Genomic DNA, 22,060 nt, shown 5'->3' with positions numbered 1-22,060 from the left:
AATTAGATATCTTATTTAACATAAGATAGATTATGTGCACCGATATGATAATGGCTAAATTCAGATGTTCGCCTCTGGTTATATTGAGATGTCCGCATTATCGTCCTTTTTCCAGGCTTTCACAGCTGAGAACGCAACTGATGACGGCTTAGGATTCGGGGTGCATTACAATGAATGACGTTCCCCGCCTTAAAGTGGTTCATGACTTTGCCACCTTTTCTCATGGAACTCTGCTTAAGCACCTGCGCCCGCTGACGGATATCGGTCAGCAGGCGCAGGATATTTAGACCTTTGCGACAATTCGTCGCCAGGGATAGTCAGATGTACATCAGATCCCAGCCAGGTTAAGCATTATCCTCAATAATCACCGCTACGCACTGTCCTGCGCGTACTGCGCTGCCCGGTTGCACATTAACCTGCTGGATCACGCCGTCGCAGGGTGCCAGAAGCGGAATCTCCATCTTCATCGATTCCAGCACAACCAGAACATCGCCCGCGCGCACCCGGCTACCCACAGTGGTTTGCACTTGCCATAAATTGCCGGAAACAGGGCTTTCCACCCCCTGTTCACCCGGCTGTAGCGGCGCATCGCCGACTTCATCAGCCACAATCTCCTGACTGTCAAAATGGGCCTGACCGCTGGCGATCCAACGGTCGCGTTCAGCATTAAACGCCTGCCGCTGATGGTCGCGAAACGCAGTGATGCTCTGTGCTTCGCGTGCGAGGAACTGCTGATATTCTGCTAACCGTAGCGTGCTGTGTTCAATACGCAGCGGATAGCGGCCAAGTGGAAAATCACGACGAATATGCAAAAGTTCCTCTGCCGATACGGGATAAAAGCGTAGCTGATCGAAAAAACGCAACAGCCAGGGTTGACCAGCAAAATCAGCGACGTCGTGATATCGATTCCACATCTGAAGCGTGCGGCCCACAAACTGGTAGCCGCCAGGCCCTTCCATGCCGTAAACGCACAGATAGGCACCGCCAATGCCAACCGAATTCTCTGCCGTCCAGGTACGCGCCGGATTGTACTTGGTGGTTACCAGACGATGGCGCGGATCAAGCGGCGTCGCGACTGGCGCACCGAGATACACATCACCCAGCCCCATCACCAGGTAGCTGGCTTCAAACACCGTATTCCATACTGCTTCTTCATCAGGCAGATCGTTTATCCGGCGGATAAACTCAAGGTTACTCGGGCACCACGGCGCGTCATGGCGTACGGTGGTCATATATTTCTCTATGGCTTTCCGGCAGGCCGGATCATCCCAGGAGAGCGGCAAATGCACCACGCGTGTGGGTACCTGCAGGTCGTCGCTAACGCATACTGCCGCCCATTCATCGCGCACCCAGGTCAGCAGCGAGGCCAGCGTCAGGGTTTCAGGCTGAAAATGGATTTGCAGTGAACGAATCCCTGGCGTGATATCAATTACGCCCTTTCGGGATGGCGCTTCCAGTGCCTGCATCAAGGCGTGAATACGAAAACGCAGCACCAGATCCAGCTCCGGCTCGCCTGCCTCAAGGAGCAAATGGGTGTCGCCGGAAAGGCGCGCTACCAGGCGTTTATCTCCCTCGCCGCAGGTCATGATGATCGGTGACGTCAAGGGGGCCGGTTGCCAGGTGATTTTCTGCACCTCGAGTGTGGCTAACTCGTTGCGTCGTCCTTCAGCCAGTCGGCGGGCGGTAGCTAAATCCACGGCCACAAAACGCACTTTATCGCCGGCTTTAAGTTGCCCTAACTGCCAGAGGTCGGCTTCTATCACTGTCACCGGACAGACAAAACCGCCCAGGCTGGGGCCATCCGGCCCCAGAATCACCGGCATATCGCCTGTAAAATCTACGGCACCGACGGCGTAAGGATTATCGTGAATATTTGACGGATGCAACCCCGCTTCTCCCCCGCTGTCGCGCGCCCAGATCGGCTTTGGTCCGATCAGGCGCACACCGGTACGGCTGGAGTTAAAATGCACTTCCCAGTCTGTCGCAAAGAAAGTCGCAATATATTCTGGCTCGAAGAACTCCGGCGCGCCATGCGGGCCATAAATCACCCGCAGCGTACGCACCTGCGGGAGTGCCGTACGCAGCGCGATGGGCAGCGTTGCGCTGGTCTGGCTGGCAGCTCGCGGAGCCAGATGCAACACATCGCCGCCGCGCAGCGCCCGTCCGGCGTGACCGCCAAACTGACCAAGCGTAAACGTGCTTTTACTGCCCAAATAATCCGGCACCTGAATGCCGCCGCTCAGACAGAGATAGCTTCTGACGCCCGCGTGGCTAATCGCACCCAGCTTCAGCGTTGCGCCAGCCGGAATGCTAAAAACACAGTCCATCGGCACAGCAACATCCTCTAGCGTGGCAGCCAGGGGCGCACCACATATCACCGCCTGAACATAGGCATTAAATTTCAAAGTTGGCCCCATAAGGGTGATTTCCAGCGCGGCTTCCCCTTCGGCATTGCCCAAAAGCCGATTGCCGAAACGCAGGGCGCGGTCATCCATCGGTCCCGACGGCGGCACGCCCACCGCCCAGTATCCCAGCCGCCCAGGGTAGTCCTGAACGCTGGTTTGGGTTCCGGCACTCAGCACCTCAACCGTGGCGGCTCGATAACACAGTTGCTCAAGACAGCGGGTCCAGGGTTCGCCTGCGGCAAAGGGAGCGAACGCCAAAATTTGCATCAGGTACAAGCGATTAGTTTCTACGCCGTATAACCGGGTCTCCGCCAGCGCCTGCGTCAGCGTGGCGATAGCCTCATCGCGGCTGGGACGCCAGGCGATGGTTTTTGCCAGCATAGGATCAAAAAACGGCGGGACTTCGCATCCCGCTTCGACCCAGCGGTCAATACGTAGCGTTTCACCATCGGCAGGCGGGAAGACGACTTCGGTTAACAGGCCGGGCGAAGGCTGGAACTGTCGGCCGGGATCTTCCGCATAAATTCTTGCCTGGATAGCATGCCCCTGTGGTTTTAGCCCGGCAAACAAGTCATCCAGTGGGGGCAAATCGCCCGCCGCCAGTTCAATCATCCATCGCACCAGATCAACGCCCCAGACCTGCTCCGTTACGCCATGCTCCACTTGAAGGCGCGTATTTACTTCAAGAAAATAAAACTGCTGCGCCACGCTGTCATAGACAAACTCAACCGTTCCAGCGCTGCGATAGTTTACGGCTTTGCCCAGCGAAATGGCCGCCGCGCAGAGCGCCTGCGCCATGCCTTCAGGGAGATTGGGTGCCGGTGTCTCTTCAATCACTTTCTGATTACGCCGCTGTACCGAACAGTCACGTACGCCTAAAGCGATAACCTTCCCCTGCCCATCGCCAAAGATCTGCACCTCAAGATGACGGGCGCGCTCAATGTATTTTTCAAGAAACACGCCGGCATCGCTGAAATTGTTTTGCCCCAGCCGCTGGACCGTTTCAAACGCCTCCGCCAGTTCCTGCACATCCCGGCAGACGCGCATACCAATTCCGCCGCCTCCGGCGGTGCTTTTGAGCATCACTGGATAGCCTACCGCCTCTGCTGCGCGGCTGGCGTCGTCGATATCAGCCAGCAGTTCACTCCCTTCCAGCAGCGGCACACCTTCTGCTTTGGCCAGGGCTCGGGCGGTGTGTTTCAGGCCAAAGGTACGCAGCTGCTGTGGCGTTGGTCCGACAAAAATCAGCCCTGCTTTTTCACAGGCTTCGGCGAATGCGGCGTTTTCTGAGAGAAAACCGTAGCCAGGGTGAATCGCGTTGGCCCCGCTTTGCTGCGCCGCGGCGATGATTTTTTCAGCCACCAGATAGGTTTGCATCGCCGGGCCGTCACCGAGGCTTAAAGCTTCATCCGCATCGCGGATATGCAGACTGCTCAGGTCTGCTTCAGAGTACACGGCGATGCCCTTCACCTGCATGGCGCGCAGGGTACGCAAGATGCGGCAGGCGATCGCGCCGCGATTGGCAATCAGTAAGCTATCAAACATAAGCGGAACTCTCAGGGAAGCGGGCCGTCCCGCAACATTCGATGTTCCCCTGGGGCCGTCCCCGGGGCCAACCGGCACGTAAGATGGGTGCGTCGGTGTACGTGTTCAGGTGGTCGGTGCTAACAGCGAAAAGCCGGAAGGCCAGACATCGCTGTTACTGCCGTTGACTCAGTTCCATACCAGCACCTCTGCAGGCGTAGGGTTCCAGCCATTGCAGGGGTTGTTCAACTGCGGACAGTTGGAGATCAGCACCACGGCGTTACATTCGGCAAACAACTCAACGTATTTTCCTGCGGCCGATATACCGTCCTCAAAGGTCAGGCTGCCTTCCGGCGTCACGGGGACATTCATAAAAAAGTTGATATTGGCCCCGATATCGCGCTTATGCAGGCGGCCATCGTGTAGGCAGGCACAGAGAAAATTATCCCGGCAACTGTGCATATAGCGTTTGTCGTGGGCATAGCGCACGGTATTACTCTCCTGCGCGCAGGCACCACCAAGGGTATCGTGGCGTCCACAGGTATCGGCAACGATAGTCAGCAGCGGATTGCCGAGATTTGAATAGAGGACGCTGCCCGCCGTCAGGTAAGCGTTACCTTGACGACGTAGCGTGCGCTGCGGATCGTAGCGTTCGCGTGGGTTATCAGCATTGTAAAACAGCGTATCAATCGCCTGATTACCTTCGAGGTCGAGCAGGCGCAGCGTTTGCCCTTTCTTTACCTCAAATAGCCAGGGCTCTCCCGCCGGGATCACATGGCGATAAACGGCATCTTCAGGACGACGGTTACTGTTGATAAGGGTCATCACAGCCTCCTTACAGGGAAAAGAGTTGGGTATTGAGGAACGCGCGCTGATTTTCATCGCGTGTGAATAGCGCTTCCGTCACTGCCTGCACATCGTCAGCCTGATACCAGCTCAGTTGGATCGGGCGCGGATCGTATTCAGCGGCGGGGTCCTGAGGATGTGGCAGCGCAGTCAGTACTATCAGCGCATCCATAGGTGAAAACAGCTCGACGTAATCCCCCGCGCGACTATTGTCCCGGTGAAACGTAAAGCGGCCGTCTTTATCAACACTCACTTTGCTAAAGAAGTTGACAACCATCAGCAAATCTTCAAGGCCCAGATCCCATTTGCCCATCTCCACCAGGAGATTATCGACACCGTTACGGTAGAAGCCGTTACGCAGTTCCTGGTAGCGGCCCGTACCGTACTTATTACGCGTTTCCTCTGCATTGAGTACCCCGCCGAACGGGTCGTGCCAGCCGCAACTATCCGCGACAATACCGGCCAACACACGGCCCATATCGGAATAGAAGCAATGCCCGGCTGTCAGGCGAGCGGTATGTTGGCCCTTAAGCGTATCCGGCAGATTCAGGCGTTCACTTTTTTCGTGAGGGTTAAGCATCATCATGCTGACGTTAGCCCCGCCGTCGATATCGGTCAGGCGCAGAATTTGCCCCTTGCGCAAAATGAACGAGGTATGCGCCCCGCCGGGAAGCCGCTCTTCGCGCAGGCTGGGTGAGGAGTGAAAAAGTGCGGTCATCAAACTATCTCCTTAATGCATAAAGATTATTGTTACTACCGGTTACCAGTTGCGCCATGCGCGCTTCATTGAGCGGGATGTCGTAAGTCACGCGCGCGCCCCATGCGTTGGGTGCCTGGGGGTCAAGGCGCACTTTGTCGAAAACCAGCAGCCGGGTGCCCAGGTTGAAGCCTTCCGCAAGATCGTGGGTGACCATAAACACCGTCATTCGGGTTTCGCTCCACAGCTGGAGCAGCAACGCATGCATATCTTTGCGAATGCCGGGGTCCAGCGCGCCGAAAGGCTCATCAAGCAGCAGCACCCGCGGCTGCATGACGAAAGCCTGAGCAATCGCCAACCGCTGCTGCATCCCGCCGGAAAGCTGCGCCGGGTATTTATCGAGCGCGTGCCCTAGCCCTACTTTCTCCAGCATCAGTTGCGCCCGCTGACGGGCATCGCGTTTTCTTGCGCCAAACAAACGGCCAAACAGCGGTGAAGCCGCCAGTTCGAGACCAATGGCGACGTTATCCAGTACGTTAAGATGCGGAAATACTGAATAGCGCTGGAATACCACGCCACGGCTGCGATCGGGTTCCGCCGCCAGCGTCTTGCCATCGAGCATGATTTCTCCCCTGGTTGGCTTTTCCTGGCCAAGCAGCAGACGTAAAAACGTCGATTTACCGCAGCCGGACGCGCCAACCATTGAGCAGAACTCGCCCTCTTTCACCTGCAAATTGATGCGCTCCAGCACCACGTGGTCACCGTATTCCTGCCAGATATTTTTGATATCGATAAAACTCATCCCTGGCCTCCTTCCGCCCACTTGAAGCAGGTTTTATGCAATTGCCTTAAGGCCAAATCCATCAGCCACGCGATGAGCGTTATCCAGATGACATAAGGAATAATCACGTCCATCGCCATGTAGCGTCGAACCAGGAAAATGCGGTAACCCAGACCGGCAGTAGCGGAAATCGCCTCACCGGAGATCAAAAACAGCCAGGCCGATCCCAGCAGCAGTCGCAACGAGGTAATAAGGCGCGATAAAAGCTGGGGTAGCACTACCCGCAGGACGACCGTCCAGCTATTAGCACCAAGGGTTTGTGCTTTGATAAACAGCTCTGCGGGGATTTCGCGCGCGCGCTGTTCAAGGTCACGCGCCAGCATTGGTGTAATGCCGATAACGATGAGCATGACTTTCGATAGCTCATCTAACCCGAAAACGATAAACAGCACCGGCAGGATAGCCAGCGGTGGGATCATCGAAATCACGGTCATGAGCGGCGAGAGCGCCGCGCGATACAACGGGAAGACGCCAGCGGCGATACCAATACACAAGCCAATCAGCGAAGAGAGCGTCAGGCCAATCAGCAAACGGCTGAGGCTAATCAGCGTGTCAGCCCACAGCAGATACTCACCACTGCGCTTATCGGGGGTCAATGCCATCCGGTCAACGGCTGCGATCATTTGTGACAGACCAGGCAGCAGCTTGTCCTGCGGATTAGCCTCCAGCCGCACCGCCGAACCGATAAACCAGGTGGCGATCAATAACACAAACGGCAATAGCATTAGCGTCAGGCGCATCCCCTGTCGGGGATGGCGATTGATGTGGCGCATGACATGAACTCCCGAGATCAGTTATTACAGCTTGCCCGCAGCAGCCATCTTCAGATAGCTGTCGTCGAAACGCAGTTTGATGTTTGCTGTATTGCCGACGGTGGTGTTGCCGGGAAACATCATGCCGATAAAGTCAGCACTTTGTGCGCCCTCTCCCAGCAATCCTTTATCGAAGGAAAATGTCGCAACCCGCTGCATGGTTTTCGCCAGATCCGGCGAGGAGATAAAGGTCAGCGTGTCGGCAGGGGTCCAGAACAGATGGGTCGTTTTCAGCTGTGCTTTGTAACCGGCGAGATCAATGCCGGAATCGGCAGCCATGGCACTCAGCGCCTGCGTATCGCCAGCCTGCATTTTGCTCATCATTTCAAACCAGGCACCGGTCAGCGCTTTGCCCAAGGCGGGATTATCTTTTAAGGTTTGGGTATTCACGACCATCATATCAATCAGTTCGCCGGGCACTTCCGAAGAGCTGAACACTTCTGTGGTTTGCGGGGTCTTTTTGATAACCGAAAGCTGTGGATTCCAGGCCACTGCCGCCCGTACGTTGCTGGTGCCGAAAGCCGAGACAATATCCGCATCTGAGGTATTGACGACTTTAACGTCTTTTTCCTGCAGTCCGGCTTTTTCCAGACCACGGACCAGCAGATAGTGCGACACCGAAAGCTCAGGCAGATAAACCGACATCCCTTTCAGATCGCTGAGTTTTTTATTCACCCCTTTTAGCACGACACCGTCATTACCATCGGAATAGCTGCCGGTAATCAGTGCTGTCGTATCGACGCCGCCTGCTGCTGGGATGGTCAATGCATCCATATTGGTCATGGTGCAGCCGTCAAACTGACCCGCCGTGTACTGATTGATGGATTCGATATAGTCATTGAGTTGCACGATATTAATTTTGATGCCGTATTTACTGGCCCATTTATCGATGATTTTTTCGTTGCTGATGGTGCCCCAGGGCATCCAGCCCGCATAGATAGTCCAGCAGATGTTGAACTCTTTTTTTACTGCGGCGAAAGAGGGAAAGCTGGCCAGCAGCGCCAGCGACAGAAAAAGTGAGCGGAGGAGCGGCGATGTCTTCATGGTTAACCTCTGGTTGGCACAAAAAAAAACGGGAGCAGCGCGACACCCAAAGGTGCTGCTGTCTCCCGGGCTTTTGTCCCGCCGTGTAACCTCGCAGAGGTCGCCTGCTCTCGGACCAGACGTTCACCTGTGTGAACCGGAACCCTAGCTGGCTATTCGATAACAAATTGTGTGATGCGCTGCTTTCTTTTAAAACTTTAGCAATTGGCGTGCCAGAAATTAAAGGGTGATAAATCAGTAGAATGCATAATTTAAGGGCATCATGAGCACCAGAATGATGAGCGTTGAATGTGCGTTGCACATAATCAGTGCTGAGAGTGGCTTGTTTTGATAAAGAAATGGGCGCGGCCAGGCGAGATATTGTTCACTTACGTGCATACTTCCAGTGCCATGCTCCTCGTCATCAACTACAGTTAACTGATTCAATATTCAGTCAAAACAGGATTACCATGTCCTCTTCCCTGACATCACATCTCTTTGCTCGCCTGCGCCTGCTGATCTCCATCGCCGCAGGCGTAATCTGTTATTTCTTCTTGCCTGAGCAGTTAGGGGAATTACAGCGTTTGTTGATCGGCTGGAACGTGCTGGCATGGCTTTATCTGTGGTTTATCTGGTTTCGTATGCTGCGCACGGAGGCAGACCAAATCAAGCACATCGCCCAGATGCAGGATCAAAGCGCCACGTTGGTTCTGGGGATGGTGATTGTTGCCTGTATGATCAGCATCGTCGCGATCATGAGCGAGCTACCAACGCTAAAAAGTCTCACGGGTACGCCGCGCGCCCTGCATATGTTACTGACTGCATTGACGCTCATTGCGTCATGGGCCTTGCTGCCCAGTTCATTTGCTATGCACTATGCTCATCAGCACTACCTGCATCGGAGCCATGGCGTTATCCCGCTGATCTTCCCGGAAAAACCTGCCAATCCCGCCTATTGGGATTTTCTGTACTTCTCATTTACCATCGCGGTGGCATCCCAGACGGCTGATGTGGCAACGGGCATGATGGAAATGCGTAAACTCGCGCTGTTACAGTCGGTCATCTCGTTTATTTTTAATCTGGCTATTCTGGGGCTATCCGTCAATGTGGCAGCCAGCTTACTGAGCTGAGGTACTGCGGCGAAGGAGAAAAGAGGACAGCAATGCGTGGAGGAGCTGAACAGGGTGTGACAGGACAGAGAGGCGCGGGCGACCAAACCTGTGTAGCCCGTTCCTGCCGCCTCTCAGAGAGGGGCAGGAATAAACAGGAGGATTAACCGCCCTGCTGTTGCCCCTGCTGTTTACTGTCAGCCTCTTTCTGTTTCTTTTTGGCCATATGGTGGCCAACTGCGCAGCCTGCTGCTGCACCGGCAACGCCGTGATGTTTAACGTGACCCGCCACACCGCCCACGGCCGCGCCCTTCAGACAGCCTTTTGCCTCTGCCTGTGAACTCATCGCCATAAGCAGACCTGCGGTAACAAGAATAAGTGAAAGTTTTTTCATCGAATGACTCCCTGATAAATAGCGAAAACGGGTTACTGTCTTCTGAGCATAGCTAACCAGAACACTTCTGCTGGCCGGGGTGAGTAAATCTTCAAACCGTTTAACCGCCGTTAAGAATTTTATTTATCGTGGCGCAGATCGTTCATTTTTAAAGCGAAACGGTTAACCGGTAAGGAAAGATGTGATGGCAAACCGCGTTAAAAATGGGCATTAGCGATGCGATGCACATACCGTCTGAGCCGCGCAGGACAATATTAAAAAACCGCCCTTCGGCGGTTGAGATCCAATCGAACCATCACTATTCAGCTCAGGAAGTGCGGCAGGTCGAATTCAGGACATGTCATCCTGAGTGTCATCGTGCGGGCAGGGTTCACCGGTATCATCACAGGCAGTATTAATACGCAGACCGCTTGACAGCTTTTGATGTGCTGCAAGCTCAATTTTACCCGTATTATCCGGCTTGTTTTTCTGGAACAAAGAAGAAACTGGCTGTTGATCATTTATTGAAAATAAGTGATGCGCGTCGGGAGCCGCTAATGCTGCATTCTGAAAAGTAACAAACGTCGCGATCGAGAATACCGTTGTTTTCAGTGCCATTTTGACGGAGGAATTTTTCATAGCTTACCCTTAAGAGATTGCTCCTGGGATGACAGAACGCTCTGCTGTTCTGCTCTGTGCTGTATCTAACCTCAGCAGTGGCAAAATAGATCCTTTATATTTCCATTGTAAGACGGACCTAATAAATCAGATTATTCCTTGCCAGATCGTGACCTGTTTACATCACGCTTAAATTAAAATTATTCAATAAAATCATATAATAAATCAGATTAATGTCGTTTAACCTGGCTGCGAATACTCTCAGTAACGCACCGCGAATAACGTACCAAACCCAATTAGAGCAACGGGGAATAAAAGGCTGATGTTACCGCCTGGCTCCAGTCTTAAACGTGGCTTCAAACCGTAATGCCAACATCCGCGTGCGTGTAAACCCTGTGCCCAAGGCTGTCAGAAATTTCATGCTTTTACGGCGATCTTATTTGCGCATAACTTTCATGAGGAAACGTTAAAGACGCGCTTTGTTTTTCTGCTTTTGTTTACCCTGAAGCATCATTCACTATCAGGCCGCATTCGTGGCGGCTGGCTCGGGAAGCCTAAAATGAAAGTACAAAAACTTGAACAACCTGCTTCACTCAAGACACTTGAGCCATGGGGAACCGTGGAAGGTCTGCCTGGCTCACCCGAAATCGCACTGGCAGGACTGCAAAAGGTGATTCCGGGCCATGAAAACATTGATATGGGAATTTTTGAATGTACGCCTGGAAGTTATCGTCGCGGCGTTAAGCAAGCAGAGATGATGCATTTCCTGTCAGGAACGGGGTCGTTTACAGCAGATGGCGAAGCGCCGCAGCATTTTAAACCCGGTGACACCTTGTTCTTCGAAGCCAATACCGAAGGCACCTGGGTGATGGACACAACCATGCGCAAGCTCTACGTTATCTTCGACACGCTTTAAACGCCTGTGCACTGATTCACTCTGTAAGGGTGAATCAGGACAGCATGAAATTCACCGCATCGCTGGCATGAATTTTGGTGGTATCGAACACCGGTAACGCACTTTGCTGTTCTGGAATCAGCAAGCCTATTTCCGTGCAGCCAAAAATAATGCCTTGTGCGCCTTGCGTAGCCAGTTGCTGTATCACGTCAAGATAATAGTGCCGGGAAGCGTCCGTAAATATCCCCATACACAGTTCATCAAAAATGATGCGGTTAATGACCTCACGTTGCTCCGCATCGGGTACGACAGTGTTTATTGAGAACGACTTAGTCAGGCGACCCAGATAGAAATCCTGTTCCATCGTATATCGTGTGCCAAGCAAGGCAACACGGTTCATTCCTTTGCTCACTATCTCACGGCCCGTCGCGTCGGCAATATGTAAAAACGGCAAATCACAGCGAGATTCAATCGCGCCGGCAACCTTATGCATGGTATTGGTGCACAACACGATGGCATCAGCTCCGGCCATTGCCAGACCTTGTGCTGCCTCGGCCAGTAACTCACCTGCCCGATCCCAGTGACCACTGCGTTGGCAGGCTTCAATCTCATGGAAATCGACGCTGTGCAGAAGCAGTTTTGCAGAATGCAGGCCGCCTAACCGGGACCTGATCCCCTCATTAATTAAACGATAATAAGGGATTGTCGATTCCCAGCTCATGCCGCCAATAAGCCCAATCGTCTTCATCATTATCCTGTGAAGGGTTTTGCTACAAAAGCCATGAAACTGCTGATAATAGCGGCCTTAGCCCAACGGGCTATGGCCGTTTATCAGGCATTCACGTTCTGCTTTTGCCACTAAGATTTTTTGCCTTTTTCACTTGCCTGCTGCAAGGCAGTAATTACCGTTCCGGGGGTTAATACCTGAGGCAACACCACCGGTTTTCCGCCATCAGCCGGATAAACCACATAAAGCGGCAACCCACCACGACCAAAGTCACTGAGCGCCTGTTCAACGTCAGGATTGTACTTTGTCGAGTCTGCAATCATATAGATGGTGTTCGTGCGTGCCATGGCTGTTTTTACCGCCTGGGTAGACAGCGAGGTGCGTTCGTTTACCTGGCAGGTAATGCACCAGGAGGCGGTAAAGTTCACCAGGACCGGTTTACCCTGCCCTTTAATGGCATCAACGTTCTGAGGTGACCACGCAACCGCCGCCGCCGCAACAACATCTGACGAATCCGCTGCCGCCGTTGAGCCCTTAAGCGTGACTAAAGGGGGAACCAGCAAAACGATCACGACAGCCGTAGCGATGTGTAAAGCCCAATGCCGCCTCCCCATCATCTGCCGCTTCTGTGCCAGCCCATACAGCCAGGCGGCAAAACTCAGTAGCAGGCAGCAGGTTAGTATCGCCGCCAGCGCGGTTGAGCCTGCCTGGCGCTCCAGTACCCAGATTAACCAGCCAGCCGCACCTAACATCGGAAATGCCAGGGCATGTTTTAAGGTGATCATCCAGGCGCCAGGCGATGGCAGTATCCTGGCGACGATGGGGAAAAAGGAAATCATGGTGAAAGGCGCGGCAAAGCCCAGCGCCAGCGAAAGGAAAATAATAAAACTGATAAAGGGCGGCTGCGTCAGCGCATAACCTACCGCACTGGCCATGAAGGGCGCACTGCAGGGAGTGGCAACAATGATGGCCAATGCCCCTGTCAACGCGGAACCAATCAGCCCACCCTGGCTGCCCCCGACTTCGCCGACCCGCTGAAGTGATAATCCCACTTCAAACAGGCCGAACAGATTGAGCGCCGAGGCCAGCATCACCAGGACTAACACTGCAATCACCAGAGGTGATTGCAGTTGAAAGCCCCAGCCCACGGATGCCCCACCCAATCGCGCCAGCAATAACAGACTGACCAGTAAAACCATGGTGACAACAACGCCAACCAAAAACGCGAGCCCTTCTGCGCGAGCATGGGCTGGCCGGGCGTGATGCCGTATCAGGCTCAACGCTTTGAGCGAAATAACCGGAAACACGCATGGCATAAGATTAAGCATGATGCCACCCAGAAAAGCGGCGGCGATAGCAGTCAGCATGATTTATCTGTCCAGATCTGAGATTAAGCCGGGTTAGCCTGGCGGTATTTTTTCACGGCATCCAGCGTTTTCTGGATATGGGATTCCGGGTTTTTATCCGTATAGCTCAGTAAAATTTTGCCATCTGGCGCAATAACATAGGAGGTACGATCGGAAAGCGTTTTACCTTTCATCTCCATGGTACTTTTATATTCCGCGGCCACTTTTGCACCCGGATCGGCGGCAACGGTGAATTTATCGCGGCATTCAAGCTTTGAGAATTTCTCAATCTGGTCGGTGTTACCTGCGGTCACGCCGATAACTGTCGCACCCTGTTTTTTAAATTCATCGGTGGCTTCAGCAAATGCGTGTGCTTCTAACGTACAACCGGCACTAAACGCCGCTGGGAAAAAATAAAGCACGACCGGGCCTTTTTGCAGCGCCTGCTGCAAGGAGAAGGTTGTTTCTTTACCTGCCAGTGCGGCTTCCAGTTTAAAATCTGGCGCATTTGCACCGACCGGTAATGCAGCAAATGCGGAGGTCATCGGCAGGCTCAGTGCCAGGAGCGTTGCGGTCGTCAATATTTTCAGGTGATTCTTGATACGCATTATTTTTTTCTCCGTCGACAAGCAGGCAAAAGTGCCCTTGTACTTTAATACTAGGTTCGTTAGCTAAAAATGGAAAAATTAACGTCATGTGATAACGCGACTGCGTTGCCAGCGTGGTGATACGAAATAGTCTGGCATGTACTGTAAGATAGCCACACAACCGGTCATTTAGATATCCGGTTAACCGATAATTTTGTGTCAGACGGTAAATAAGGCACATTTAGGGAAAAGAGAGACGACCAACCTCGTAGTGTTGCGTGTGCAGTGCATTTTGCGCAGGCGCTTTTGTCCACAGGCAAAATGCTATGCGCCGCCAGTGAAAGGTATCCAGAGCAGAGACGCGTGCTACAGCCACGGATTGATTTGTGCACTGAGTAAGCCCGGAAAGTTCGCTGTATGCAGGAACGCGACTCACCGCCAGGGATGCAAAGCCAGCATGCGAGATATCTGGCCCTAAGTCAGCCGATAAGACCGGAAAGGTGTGCACCTGTGGCCAGCCGAAGTCCTCGGTAAGTTTTTTAAAACCGGCCCCGGACAGAAAACGGTGCAGGCTTTCTGCGTTCTGCCACAGATAAAATGGCGCATAGCTGTTTTCTTCACTGTATGTCGGGCTGTTGGATTTGCAGGCATAAAGCCAGGCTTTAAACAGGAGACCCGGAAATCCATCTTATGCCCATGGTCATTAATCCGGCGTTTAATGATTGTCATGTCGTAATCAGCAGGAAGAACAAACCGATATTGCATAGCAAGCATACTTTTCTCCTTAAGCGTGTGGAATAGCCGTCAGGCTAAACATTTTCCCATGACTGAAAGACCAGTCTTCAGATTGTGTGAAATGAATAATGACCATGACATCGCGGGGGTTTATGCCAATCGCTTGTTCAAGACGCCCGATCAGATCGCGATAAAAAGCCTGCTTTTGTTGAGTGCTGCGCGCTTTACCGGCGGTAACAGTAAACATAAGGAAGTCATCGCTACGGCCCGCTTCCCCGTCACACAGATAGTGTCGATCAAAAATGCGGCTACGATCGTCATAACAATCAAAAAACTGAAAGCAGTCACCGCGTGGTACGGCAAACGACGCTTCAAGTGACTGCTGTAAAGCATCAGAAACAGCCTCTCGCCACTGCTGAAAACGCGGTGTTGAGATAGCGATACGAGTGACAGGCATACAGGCTCCTTACTCAGGCTGTGCATTTTTGAAGACGGTCAACGCAGAAACGGCATTTGGCCATCCGCAATAAAAGGCAAGATGCGTTATCACTTCTGTTATTTCCTCATCAGAAACACCATTCTTCCGCGCGAACTGAAGATGCCAGTCCAGTTGCTCATGTCGAGACAGCGCAATAAGTGCACTGACCGTCACTAAACTTCTGTCCCGCGGGGAAAGCGCTTCCCGCTGCCAGATATCGCCAAACAACACCTCTTCACTGAGCAATGCCAGCTTTGGGGCAAGTTCAGCCATGTTTTCTCGGGTCACCTTTATAGCGTTCATTTATCTTCCTCTGGTGGATGTGGTAAAAAGATAAAACGCCTCAATAATTTATAAAATCAGAAATAATGGGACACTTAATCCCAAAAAACAGGACAGATAATGGCTAAAAGACCCGTTACGTTCGATGCGGAAACCTTACGCACTTTTGTGACCGGCATTGAGCTGGGTAGCTTTGCTTCCGCCGCTGAACGCTTAGGTCGTTCAACATCGGCCGTGAGCGCCCAACTTAAAAAGCTCGAACAACAGGCAGGTGCAGCGCTGGTGCAAAAGTCAGGGCGACATCTGGTTCTTACAGCCCAGGGTGAAATTATGCTTGCTTACGCGCGCAGGCTCATGAGTTTGAACGATGAAGCTTATGCAGCCGTTAAGGCCGTTGGTATCCGTGGCGAGCTACGTCTGGGTTTGCAGGAAGACTTTGGAGAGTCACTCCTTCCCACCATTCTTGGACAATTTTCACGTACGCATCCCGATGTGCAGATATCAGCAACGTTCACCCGTAATAAACCTCTGTTAGAAGCTATTCGCCAAAACGAACTCGATATCGCACTGAGTTGGCAGGGTAAAGAGAGCAGTGCTTATAGCCAGTCGCTTGGCACGTTACCGCTATGCTGGATAGGCGCAAAGGATCTGGATATCGGCACATTTTTCTTGCAGAACCGACCGTTGCCGTTACTGGTTTTTGATGCACCCTGTATGATGCGTAGCGCAGCGACAGCCGCACTGGACAGCATGAATATCCCGTGGCGTATTGCGTTTACCAGCAGAAGCCTGAGCGGTATATGGGCGGCGGCCGCAGCGGGGCTGGGCATTACGCTACGCACTGAAACAGGCATGCCGTCATCGTTAGGGATTATTACCGGGCAAAAATTGCCTGATGCAGGAAGCATTGGCGTCACGCTGCATTACGCAGAAAAAAATGTATCCGCAGCAGCAGCTTCACTCTGTCAGATGATAAAAGTACACTTTCCCGGTGCTCAGGCGCACTGACAGATTAAGGCGTTATTTTTTACTCTCCGTTATAAATATTCATGCTGTCCTGGTGAGTATGAAAACAAGAGACAATATTTCAGCGCGACAACGTATCTCTGTCCCACCAGCCGCTGATAGCACGATGAGCCAGGCGGAAAATATATAGCCAGGGTCTGAATGACACCACATTCATTTAATCGATCGATGAACGGTTAAGCGGAGCGTTAGCGCACGCTGGCTTAACAGGGTTCGCCGTTTCAACTAAGCGCCTTCATTCTCTAAGTCGCCATTACGCTTTAACTTACCCGCCGCTCTGCGCCTGATTCGGGCACCTTAATGATTTCACCTACAGTATGATGTAACTAAATCATCTTTAAAAAGAGGGGAAAAGAGGTCTGATTAGGAATGGTGTTGATTAAACGCGATTTAATGTCCTTGAGCAGTGGCTTACCTCTCCCTCAAAGCCATGTAACCTGAGTGTGTTATCGTCTATTTCCACCCGCGCAAAGGGCGCATCTGACGGACCATTCAGCATTCCTTTCATAGTGAAAAACTCGGTGTGCCCGATACGTGCATAGCCGCCACGATGATCGTGCCCGGCAAAACAGGCGCGTACCCGATAGCGAGTGAATAAATCCACCAACTCTCCGGCATTCATCAACATATGTGTATTCTCGGGTGCCAGAGGATAATGCCCCAATACCACGACGCTTTCCCCGCACTGTTGGGCGGCCTGTAACTGCTGCTCAATCCAGTCCAGTTGCTGTTTACCCACTGCGCCATTCCAGGGCTGTGCCTGGGGCTGCTGCTGGCGCTGGAGTCGGGCCAGCAACGCCGCGGCCTGTTCACGGTCTGTGCCGTTGAGTGCATTGCAGTAAACACTGATATCGTTGCCATCGTAGACAATGAAACGCCATCCGTTGAAACGGAAGGCGTAATAGCTCTTAGGTAAGGGAAGCTTTCCCTCAAGCCGTGCGGCTATAGTCTGCGCATCGTGATTACCCAGCACCACGGCATGAGGATGCTGTAAGCCTTGATACACAGGCAGCACCGCCGCATAGCTTTGCCAGTCGCGATCGACCAGATCGCCCAGCGTGACAACAAAATCGAGCGGCTGCGCGTTAAGCACCCCGATGGCCCGCTGTAGCTTTTGTAGTCCGTTGCGATAATAGAGATTATTGTCGATATCCGGCTCGATATCCGCATATTGCGGATCGGCAATCAGACCAAAACGAACCCTGTTATCCCCTGCCGCCACCGTCCGCAGCGACGGCGGTTGATAAAGCTGAGCGACTTCCGCCAGTAATGCGCGTTGTGGCAGACTAAGCGAGTGAGGCATTAACATGCGGGACACCTTAACGTATGCCAGCACGCATAAACGACTGGATAAACTGGCGCTGGAAAATCAGAAACAGCAGCAGTAACGGCAGCGTTGTCATGATCGTCGCCGCCCCAATAAGCGCCCACTGAACGCCCTGCTCCGGCGAAGAAAATAACTGCAGCCCGACCGTTAATGGCCGCACCTTAACAGAATCGGTAATCACCAGTGGCCAGAGAAAATCATTCCAGTGGAAGCTAACAGAAACCAGTGCAAAGGCGATATAAATCGGCCTGGCCAGCGGGATATAAATTTTACGTAAAATATAAAACCGGCTGGCACCTTCCACGACAGCCGCTTCTTCCAGTACCACAGGAATGCTTTTAAACGTCTGGCGCAGCAGGAAGATGGCAAAGGCCGAGGCGAAATAGGGTAAGGCAATGCCAGTCAAGGTATCGCGCAACCCGAGCGCGCCAATCGTTTTGTAATTGTTGAGGATCAACACATCGGGGCTGATCATCAGCTGTAACAGGATAAGCGCAAATAAAACCCCCGAATACTTCAGGCGAAAACGCACCAAAGGGTAAGCCGCCATGGTGGCCAGCACCAGCTGACATACGACGATCATTAACACCAGCAAAATGGTGTTGAGAAAGTAGCGGGCAAAGGGCGCAGCGTGCCAGGCGTCAATAAAATTCTGCAGCGTCAGGGGAGCAAAGAGCGTAAAGCTCCCCTGCTCTGCCGCCGGATGTATCGCCACCCACAGCGCGACCAGGATGGGAAGTAACCATAGCACCGCCGTCAGCCAGATAACGGCATTCAGGCACAGGCGACCAACAGCACATTGAGGCTTCATTGATAATGGGCTCGCTTGTCCAGTAACCTAAACTTAACCACAGCAATGGCCGCTAAAATCAGCAGTAACACCACGGTCATTGCCGCCGCTGCCGGTAAATCCCAGTAACTGAATGCGGTGCGGTAGATGTAAAACAGTAACAGGCTGCTGCTGTTGTCCGGGCCGCCATTGGTCATGGCAATCACCTGATCGACAATGCGAAATGCGTTCATTGATGCGTTGATTAGCACAAATAACGTGGTCGGCATCAGTAATGGCCACTGGACGCGTCGGAAGAAGTACCCGTGAGATGCACCTTCAATTTGTGCCGCTTCACTCAGTCGCGGATCAATCTGCTGCAGAGCGGCCAGATAGAAGATCATAAAGAATCCGGCTTCACGCCAGACGGAGACCGCCATCAGACACCACAGCGAGGTGCCTGGCTCCCCGAGCCAGTTAATGGGGGCAAAGGAAAACAGCGCCAGCAGCTTGTTCAGCAGGCCAAGCTGCGGCGTGTAAAAAAACAGCCACAGGTTGGCAATGGCAATCATTGGCAGCAGAGAAGGAATAAAAAACGCCGCACGAACCATCGCATTCCCTGCCAGCCGCCGGTTAACGGCCAGCGCCATCAGTAAAGCCAGCGTGACCGCCAGCGGAATAGTGATCAGGGCATACAGCAGGTTATTCCACAACGAGCGGATAAACACATCGTCATCCAGCAGCGCAGCATAGTTATCCAGCCCAACAAACTGGGCCGGATGACCATTACGTGAGACGCTGAACAGACTTTCCCACACCGTCGCCAGTGCAGGATAGTGGGTAAAGAGCAGCAAAAAAACCAGTGCCGGTAAAATCAGCAGATAGCCACACAGCTGTAATGACCCGCCACCAGAGCGAGAGGCTGACGCTGCCGGTGTAAGAATGCGCATCGCCATAGTGTTACTGGTAAGCCTTCAGCAAACGATCGGCCTGTTTCTGCGCCGCTTCCAGAGCTTCTGCTGGTGTTTTAGCCTGGGTAATGGCGGCTTCAATGGCGTGGTTCAGCGCCTCCTGAATTTGTACGCTGTTGTAGGTCGACAGTTCTGGCTGGGCATATTTGAGTTGCTCACGAGCCACCAGCGCCTGGGGTACCTGTTTCACATAAGCTTTCATTGCCGGTGTTTCCCATGCGGCGGGAGAGGTCGCCACGTAGCCGGTGGCAATACTCCAGCGAGCGGCCTGTTCAGGGGCGGTGACCCAACGGATAAATTCCATTGCCGCTTTCTGCTGCGCTGCCGATGCATTTTTGAAGACGTAGAGATTTCCGCCGCCGGTTGGGCTACCGCGCTGGGTTTTTTCAGGAAGCATTGCGATGCCAAACGGGAATTTGGCATTTTTGCGCACGACACTCAGGTTCCCGGTGGTCGTCACCATCATCGCAGTTTTGCCACTGAGAAAATCCTGCGGCGTCGTGCCCCAGGCGATAGCGCCTTTCGGTGAAACGCCTTCTTTCTGGCCTAAATCGGCCAGCCATTGCAGCGTTTCACTATTTTTAGGTGTATTAAAATAGACGGCGGTGCCCTTGCCGTTATCAAGATGCGCGCCGTTTGTCGCAGCAAACCCCTGAAACACCCAGTAGCCATTGGGCGTAGTCGGGATTTCAATGCCCCACTGGCTGACGTTATCACCGTCTTTCACGACCAGTTTTTTACCAAAGTCCACCACCTGCTGCCAGTTCGCCGGCGGTGTATCCGCATCCAGACCCGCTTTTTCAAACGCCTGCTTATTCCAGTACAGCACCACCGTCGAGCGCTGAAAAGGAATGCCCCACACTTTACCGTTGATATGACGCAAAAAAGCAGGATAGAAGCTGTCGATCCATTTTTTACCGTCATCGTCCTTTGCCAGGTCGCTGGCCGCCACAATGGCACCCGCGTCCATCAGTGAATAGGCTTCGATATCACCAATGACCGCCATTTGCGGTGCATTACCGCCGCGAAACGCAGTCAACGCTTTGGTCACCGTCGTGGCGTAGTCACCGGTATATACCGGCTGAATACTGACTTCAGGATGAATTTTTTCGAAATCAGCGACCAGTGCTTCGACGGTGTGGCTGATTTCTCCGCCCACCGCGATGGGATAGTACATCTGCAACTTAACCGGATCGGCGGCAAATACCGACGCGCTCGTTGCGATAAGCAATGCAGGAAGCAGATGTGACAGACGAATGGCAGACATGATTTTCCCTTAGGTAAAAAGACCGTTAAACCGCATATTTTTTGGATGACACAGACATCAGCTGCTCAGCGTGCAAACAGCGTTTACCGCTATCAGTTGAAAACAGGTATTGCTTATCGGCAGGCCATTGCAGCCCGGTCTGGCTTCCCTCGATAAACCGTTTCATTCCCGGGACCGTGACGGTTAACGACGCATGGCTGTGAGCAATCTGGCACTGTAATAAGGTGTCCGCCCCCATATATTCATAACTCACGACGTTGGCCGTCAGCGCCGCGCCATCGGCGTTAATGAGCTGGATATCTTCTGCCCTAATCCCAAGACTGAGCGCGCCATTGCTAAAACCTTCAACGACGGGCTGCGTAAGCGGGCTCAGGTAGTGATTCATGTGGTCAAAGGTCAGCGGTAAGATATTCATGGGCGGTGCGCCTATAAACTGTGCCGCAAACACACTGGCTGGATTGTTATAGAGGTTATCTGGCGTGTCATGCTGCTCAATTCGCCCCTCATTCAGCAAGATGATGCTGTCGGCCATGCTCATCGCTTCTGTCTGATCGTGCGTCACGTAGAGCATCGTCAGCCCCAGTTTTTTCTGTAAGGCACGAATTTCACGACGCATGCTTTGGCGCAGTTTGGCATCAAGGTTAGAAAGGGGTTCATCCATCAGGCACAGCGTATTGTTAGCGATAACGGCACGGCCTAACGCCACCCGCTGTTGTTGACCACCGGACAGTTGGGACGGTAAGCGATCCAGCAACGTCTCAAGTTCCATCAGCTTACTGACCTGACGCAGACGATCGGCAAACGTGAGTTTATCCTCGCCGCGGGCTTTTAAACCGAACAACAAATTCTCTTTGACGCTCAGATGAGGAAATAACGCATACGACTGAAACACCATGGAAAGCTTGCGCTGGGAGGGCGGTAAGTGGGTGATATCCAGATGGTTAAAACTGACCGATCCGTTGTCGGCCGTCTCCAGCCCGGCAATGGTGCGGAGTAAGGTCGATTTACCGCAGCCTGAAGGGCCCAACAGTGCAACAAACGTCCCTTCTGCGGCGTCAAAATTGATATTATCCAGCGCGATTTTCTCGCCCCAGCGTTTGGTGATGTTATGAAGCGCCAAATGGCTCATACATGCGCCGCTTTGCAAATGAGAATTGCAGTAAGCTAGCGGAGAAAAATGAACGATTTATGGCTGAAAAATGACAGAAAAATGATAAGCCTGCTTTTAATCATCCAGGCTTATCCTTCATCAGTTGCCCGTACCCTGTTTATCCCTTCAGACAGGTATCCGCCTTTCCCGTGTGGTGGCGAGGCCTGCCGCACCCTTCCCGCCAGCGTGCCACTCGCCAGAGTGGTAAAAACGCAAACCGGGTGTTATCTCAGGCACATTAGTCATGCTTAA

Annotated in this window: 21 protein-coding genes, 1 pseudogene and 1 riboswitch; of the genes and pseudogenes, 3 read left to right on the top strand and 19 right to left on the bottom strand. The window is 52.9% G+C overall.

Annotated features, from left to right (window positions below; translation table 11 throughout):
• Positions 1-344: 344 nt before the first annotated feature.
• From uca to CMR03_RS11115, 6 genes are all read right to left on the bottom strand, one after another.
• Positions 345-3,950 (bottom strand): urea carboxylase, encoded by a 3,606-nt coding sequence (gene uca / locus CMR03_RS11140; RefSeq protein ID WP_096011568.1) that lies wholly within the window; start codon positions 3,948-3,950, stop codon positions 345-347.
• 168 nt (positions 3,951-4,118) lie between these two features.
• On the bottom strand, positions 4,119-4,754 hold the full coding sequence (locus CMR03_RS11135) for an urea amidolyase associated protein UAAP2 (RefSeq protein WP_096011567.1): 636 nt from the start codon (positions 4,752-4,754) through the stop codon (positions 4,119-4,121).
• Positions 4,755-4,764: 10 nt separating this feature from the next.
• Positions 4,765-5,493: an urea amidolyase associated protein UAAP1 gene (locus CMR03_RS11130; RefSeq protein WP_096011566.1), complete on the bottom strand. Its 729-nt coding sequence runs from the start codon at positions 5,491-5,493 to the stop codon at positions 4,765-4,767.
• A 4-nt stretch (positions 5,494-5,497) separates the two neighbouring features.
• Positions 5,498-6,274: an ABC transporter ATP-binding protein gene (locus CMR03_RS11125; protein WP_096011565.1), complete on the bottom strand. Its 777-nt coding sequence runs from the start codon at positions 6,272-6,274 to the stop codon at positions 5,498-5,500.
• A complete protein-coding gene (locus tag CMR03_RS11120) occupies positions 6,271-7,086 on the bottom strand; it encodes an ABC transporter permease (protein ID WP_096011564.1) in 816 nt (271 codons plus the stop codon). The genes CMR03_RS11125 and CMR03_RS11120 overlap by 4 nt, the downstream gene beginning before the upstream one ends.
• 24 nt (positions 7,087-7,110) lie before the next feature.
• Positions 7,111-8,169 carry a putative urea ABC transporter substrate-binding protein gene (locus tag CMR03_RS11115; RefSeq protein ID WP_096011563.1) on the bottom strand — a complete coding sequence of 353 codons (1,059 nt, stop codon included), beginning with the start codon at positions 8,167-8,169 and terminating at the stop codon, positions 7,111-7,113.
• Positions 8,170-8,229: 60 nt separating this feature from the next.
• Positions 8,230-8,328, bottom strand: a riboswitch (guanidine-I (ykkC/yxkD leader).
• 290 nt (positions 8,329-8,618) lie between these two features.
• On the opposite strand from CMR03_RS11115, the gene CMR03_RS11110 reads away from it, so the two are divergent.
• Entirely contained in the window at positions 8,619-9,278 is a 660-nt protein-coding gene (locus tag CMR03_RS11110; protein ID WP_096011562.1) for a DUF1345 domain-containing protein, read from the top strand.
• 142 nt (positions 9,279-9,420) lie between these two features.
• Here CMR03_RS11110 and CMR03_RS11105 read toward each other — a convergent pair whose 3' ends face one another.
• Together CMR03_RS11105 and CMR03_RS11100 are read right to left on the bottom strand one after the other, a co-directional pair.
• A complete protein-coding gene (locus tag CMR03_RS11105; RefSeq protein ID WP_096011561.1) occupies positions 9,421-9,651 on the bottom strand; it encodes a hypothetical protein in 231 nt (76 codons plus the stop codon).
• A 330-nt stretch (positions 9,652-9,981) separates the two neighbouring features.
• The gene (locus CMR03_RS11100; RefSeq protein WP_096011560.1) at positions 9,982-10,269 is read right to left on the bottom strand and encodes a hypothetical protein; all 288 of its coding nucleotides are present in this window, start codon (positions 10,267-10,269) and stop codon (positions 9,982-9,984) included.
• A 538-nt stretch (positions 10,270-10,807) separates the two neighbouring features.
• Here CMR03_RS11100 and CMR03_RS11095 point away from each other — a divergent pair.
• Complete coding sequence (locus CMR03_RS11095) at positions 10,808-11,164, top strand: cupin domain-containing protein (protein ID WP_096011658.1); 357 nt, start codon at positions 10,808-10,810, stop codon at positions 11,162-11,164.
• A 34-nt stretch (positions 11,165-11,198) separates the two neighbouring features.
• Here CMR03_RS11095 and CMR03_RS11090 read toward each other — a convergent pair whose 3' ends face one another.
• From CMR03_RS11090 to CMR03_RS11065, 6 genes and pseudogenes are all read right to left on the bottom strand, one after another.
• Complete coding sequence (locus CMR03_RS11090; protein WP_063877074.1) at positions 11,199-11,891, bottom strand: aspartate/glutamate racemase; 693 nt, start codon at positions 11,889-11,891, stop codon at positions 11,199-11,201.
• Positions 11,892-12,001: 110 nt separating this feature from the next.
• Positions 12,002-13,237 (bottom strand): protein-disulfide reductase DsbD family protein, encoded by a 1,236-nt coding sequence (locus tag CMR03_RS11085; RefSeq protein ID WP_096011559.1) that lies wholly within the window; start codon positions 13,235-13,237, stop codon positions 12,002-12,004.
• Positions 13,238-13,260: 23 nt separating this feature from the next.
• Positions 13,261-13,824 carry a peroxiredoxin gene (locus CMR03_RS11080; RefSeq protein WP_063877072.1) on the bottom strand — a complete coding sequence of 188 codons (564 nt, stop codon included), beginning with the start codon at positions 13,822-13,824 and terminating at the stop codon, positions 13,261-13,263.
• Between the two features lie 220 nt (positions 13,825-14,044).
• Positions 14,045-14,568: pseudogene (locus CMR03_RS11075) on the bottom strand (DUF4865 family protein).
• Between the two features lie 19 nt (positions 14,569-14,587).
• Positions 14,588-14,995 (bottom strand): tautomerase family protein, encoded by a 408-nt coding sequence (locus tag CMR03_RS11070; protein WP_096011558.1) that lies wholly within the window; start codon positions 14,993-14,995, stop codon positions 14,588-14,590.
• 9 nt (positions 14,996-15,004) lie between these two features.
• Complete coding sequence (locus CMR03_RS11065) at positions 15,005-15,319, bottom strand: carboxymuconolactone decarboxylase family protein (protein ID WP_063877069.1); 315 nt, start codon at positions 15,317-15,319, stop codon at positions 15,005-15,007.
• A gap of 99 nt (positions 15,320-15,418) precedes the next feature.
• Between CMR03_RS11065 and CMR03_RS11060 the strand changes: the two genes are divergently transcribed.
• Positions 15,419-16,306, top strand: a complete 888-nt coding sequence (locus tag CMR03_RS11060; protein ID WP_096011557.1) for a LysR substrate-binding domain-containing protein — start codon at positions 15,419-15,421, stop codon at positions 16,304-16,306.
• Positions 16,307-16,703: 397 nt separating this feature from the next.
• On the opposite strand, the gene CMR03_RS11055 is transcribed toward CMR03_RS11060, so the two are convergent.
• From CMR03_RS11055 to CMR03_RS11035, 5 genes are read right to left on the bottom strand one after another with little or no spacing between them, the layout of a single operon-like run.
• Entirely contained in the window at positions 16,704-17,633 is a 930-nt protein-coding gene (locus tag CMR03_RS11055) for a metallophosphoesterase (RefSeq protein WP_096011556.1), read from the bottom strand.
• Between the two features lie 10 nt (positions 17,634-17,643).
• Positions 17,644-18,462 carry a carbohydrate ABC transporter permease gene (locus CMR03_RS11050; protein ID WP_096011555.1) on the bottom strand — a complete coding sequence of 273 codons (819 nt, stop codon included), beginning with the start codon at positions 18,460-18,462 and terminating at the stop codon, positions 17,644-17,646.
• Positions 18,459-19,370 carry a carbohydrate ABC transporter permease gene (locus CMR03_RS11045; protein WP_096011657.1) on the bottom strand — a complete coding sequence of 304 codons (912 nt, stop codon included), beginning with the start codon at positions 19,368-19,370 and terminating at the stop codon, positions 18,459-18,461. The genes CMR03_RS11050 and CMR03_RS11045 overlap by 4 nt, the downstream gene beginning before the upstream one ends.
• A gap of 10 nt (positions 19,371-19,380) precedes the next feature.
• Positions 19,381-20,658, bottom strand: coding sequence for an ABC transporter substrate-binding protein (locus CMR03_RS11040; protein WP_096011554.1), 1,278 nt, complete (start codon positions 20,656-20,658; stop codon positions 19,381-19,383).
• Positions 20,659-20,683: 25 nt separating this feature from the next.
• Positions 20,684-21,787, bottom strand: a complete 1,104-nt coding sequence (locus tag CMR03_RS11035) for an ABC transporter ATP-binding protein (protein ID WP_096011553.1) — start codon at positions 21,785-21,787, stop codon at positions 20,684-20,686.
• Positions 21,788-22,060 lie beyond the last annotated feature (273 nt).

Source organism: Pantoea allii, from assembly GCF_002307475.1.
Lineage (GTDB): Bacteria > Pseudomonadota > Gammaproteobacteria > Enterobacterales > Enterobacteriaceae > Pantoea > Pantoea allii.
This window is presented reverse-complemented; position numbering and strand designations above follow the sequence as displayed.

Bases quoted from the DNA above. Each gene is read 5' to 3' on its own strand.
- CMR03_RS11130 (WP_096011566.1), bottom strand. From the start codon at position 5,493: ATGACCGCACTTTTTCACTCCTCACCCAGCCTGCGCGAAGAGCGGCTT.
- CMR03_RS11085 (WP_096011559.1), bottom strand. From the start codon at position 13,237: ATGCTGACTGCTATCGCCGCCGCTTTTCTGGGTGGCATCATGCTTAAT.
- CMR03_RS11115 (WP_096011563.1), bottom strand. From the start codon at position 8,169: ATGAAGACATCGCCGCTCCTCCGCTCACTTTTTCTGTCGCTGGCGCTG.
- CMR03_RS11060 (WP_096011557.1), top strand. From the start codon at position 15,419: ATGGCTAAAAGACCCGTTACGTTCGATGCGGAAACCTTACGCACTTTT.
- CMR03_RS11050 (WP_096011555.1), bottom strand. From the start codon at position 18,462: ATGAAGCCTCAATGTGCTGTTGGTCGCCTGTGCCTGAATGCCGTTATC.
- CMR03_RS11065 (WP_063877069.1), bottom strand. From the start codon at position 15,319: ATGAACGCTATAAAGGTGACCCGAGAAAACATGGCTGAACTTGCCCCA.
- CMR03_RS11040 (WP_096011554.1), bottom strand. From the start codon at position 20,658: ATGTCTGCCATTCGTCTGTCACATCTGCTTCCTGCATTGCTTATCGCA.
- CMR03_RS11100 (WP_096011560.1), bottom strand. From the start codon at position 10,269: ATGAAAAATTCCTCCGTCAAAATGGCACTGAAAACAACGGTATTCTCG.
- CMR03_RS11070 (WP_096011558.1), bottom strand. From the start codon at position 14,995: ATGCCTGTCACTCGTATCGCTATCTCAACACCGCGTTTTCAGCAGTGG.
- CMR03_RS11120 (WP_096011564.1), bottom strand. From the start codon at position 7,086: ATGCGCCACATCAATCGCCATCCCCGACAGGGGATGCGCCTGACGCTA.
- uca (WP_096011568.1), bottom strand. From the start codon at position 3,950: ATGTTTGATAGCTTACTGATTGCCAATCGCGGCGCGATCGCCTGCCGC.
- CMR03_RS11055 (WP_096011556.1), bottom strand. From the start codon at position 17,633: ATGTTAATGCCTCACTCGCTTAGTCTGCCACAACGCGCATTACTGGCG.
- CMR03_RS11110 (WP_096011562.1), top strand. From the start codon at position 8,619: ATGTCCTCTTCCCTGACATCACATCTCTTTGCTCGCCTGCGCCTGCTG.
- CMR03_RS11105 (WP_096011561.1), bottom strand. From the start codon at position 9,651: ATGAAAAAACTTTCACTTATTCTTGTTACCGCAGGTCTGCTTATGGCG.
- CMR03_RS11125 (WP_096011565.1), bottom strand. From the start codon at position 6,274: ATGAGTTTTATCGATATCAAAAATATCTGGCAGGAATACGGTGACCAC.
- CMR03_RS11135 (WP_096011567.1), bottom strand. From the start codon at position 4,754: ATGACCCTTATCAACAGTAACCGTCGTCCTGAAGATGCCGTTTATCGC.
- CMR03_RS11035 (WP_096011553.1), bottom strand. From the start codon at position 21,787: ATGAGCCATTTGGCGCTTCATAACATCACCAAACGCTGGGGCGAGAAA.
- CMR03_RS11095 (WP_096011658.1), top strand. From the start codon at position 10,808: ATGAAAGTACAAAAACTTGAACAACCTGCTTCACTCAAGACACTTGAG.
- CMR03_RS11080 (WP_063877072.1), bottom strand. From the start codon at position 13,824: ATGCGTATCAAGAATCACCTGAAAATATTGACGACCGCAACGCTCCTG.
- CMR03_RS11090 (WP_063877074.1), bottom strand. From the start codon at position 11,891: ATGAAGACGATTGGGCTTATTGGCGGCATGAGCTGGGAATCGACAATC.
- CMR03_RS11045 (WP_096011657.1), bottom strand. From the start codon at position 19,370: ATGCGCATTCTTACACCGGCAGCGTCAGCCTCTCGCTCTGGTGGCGGG.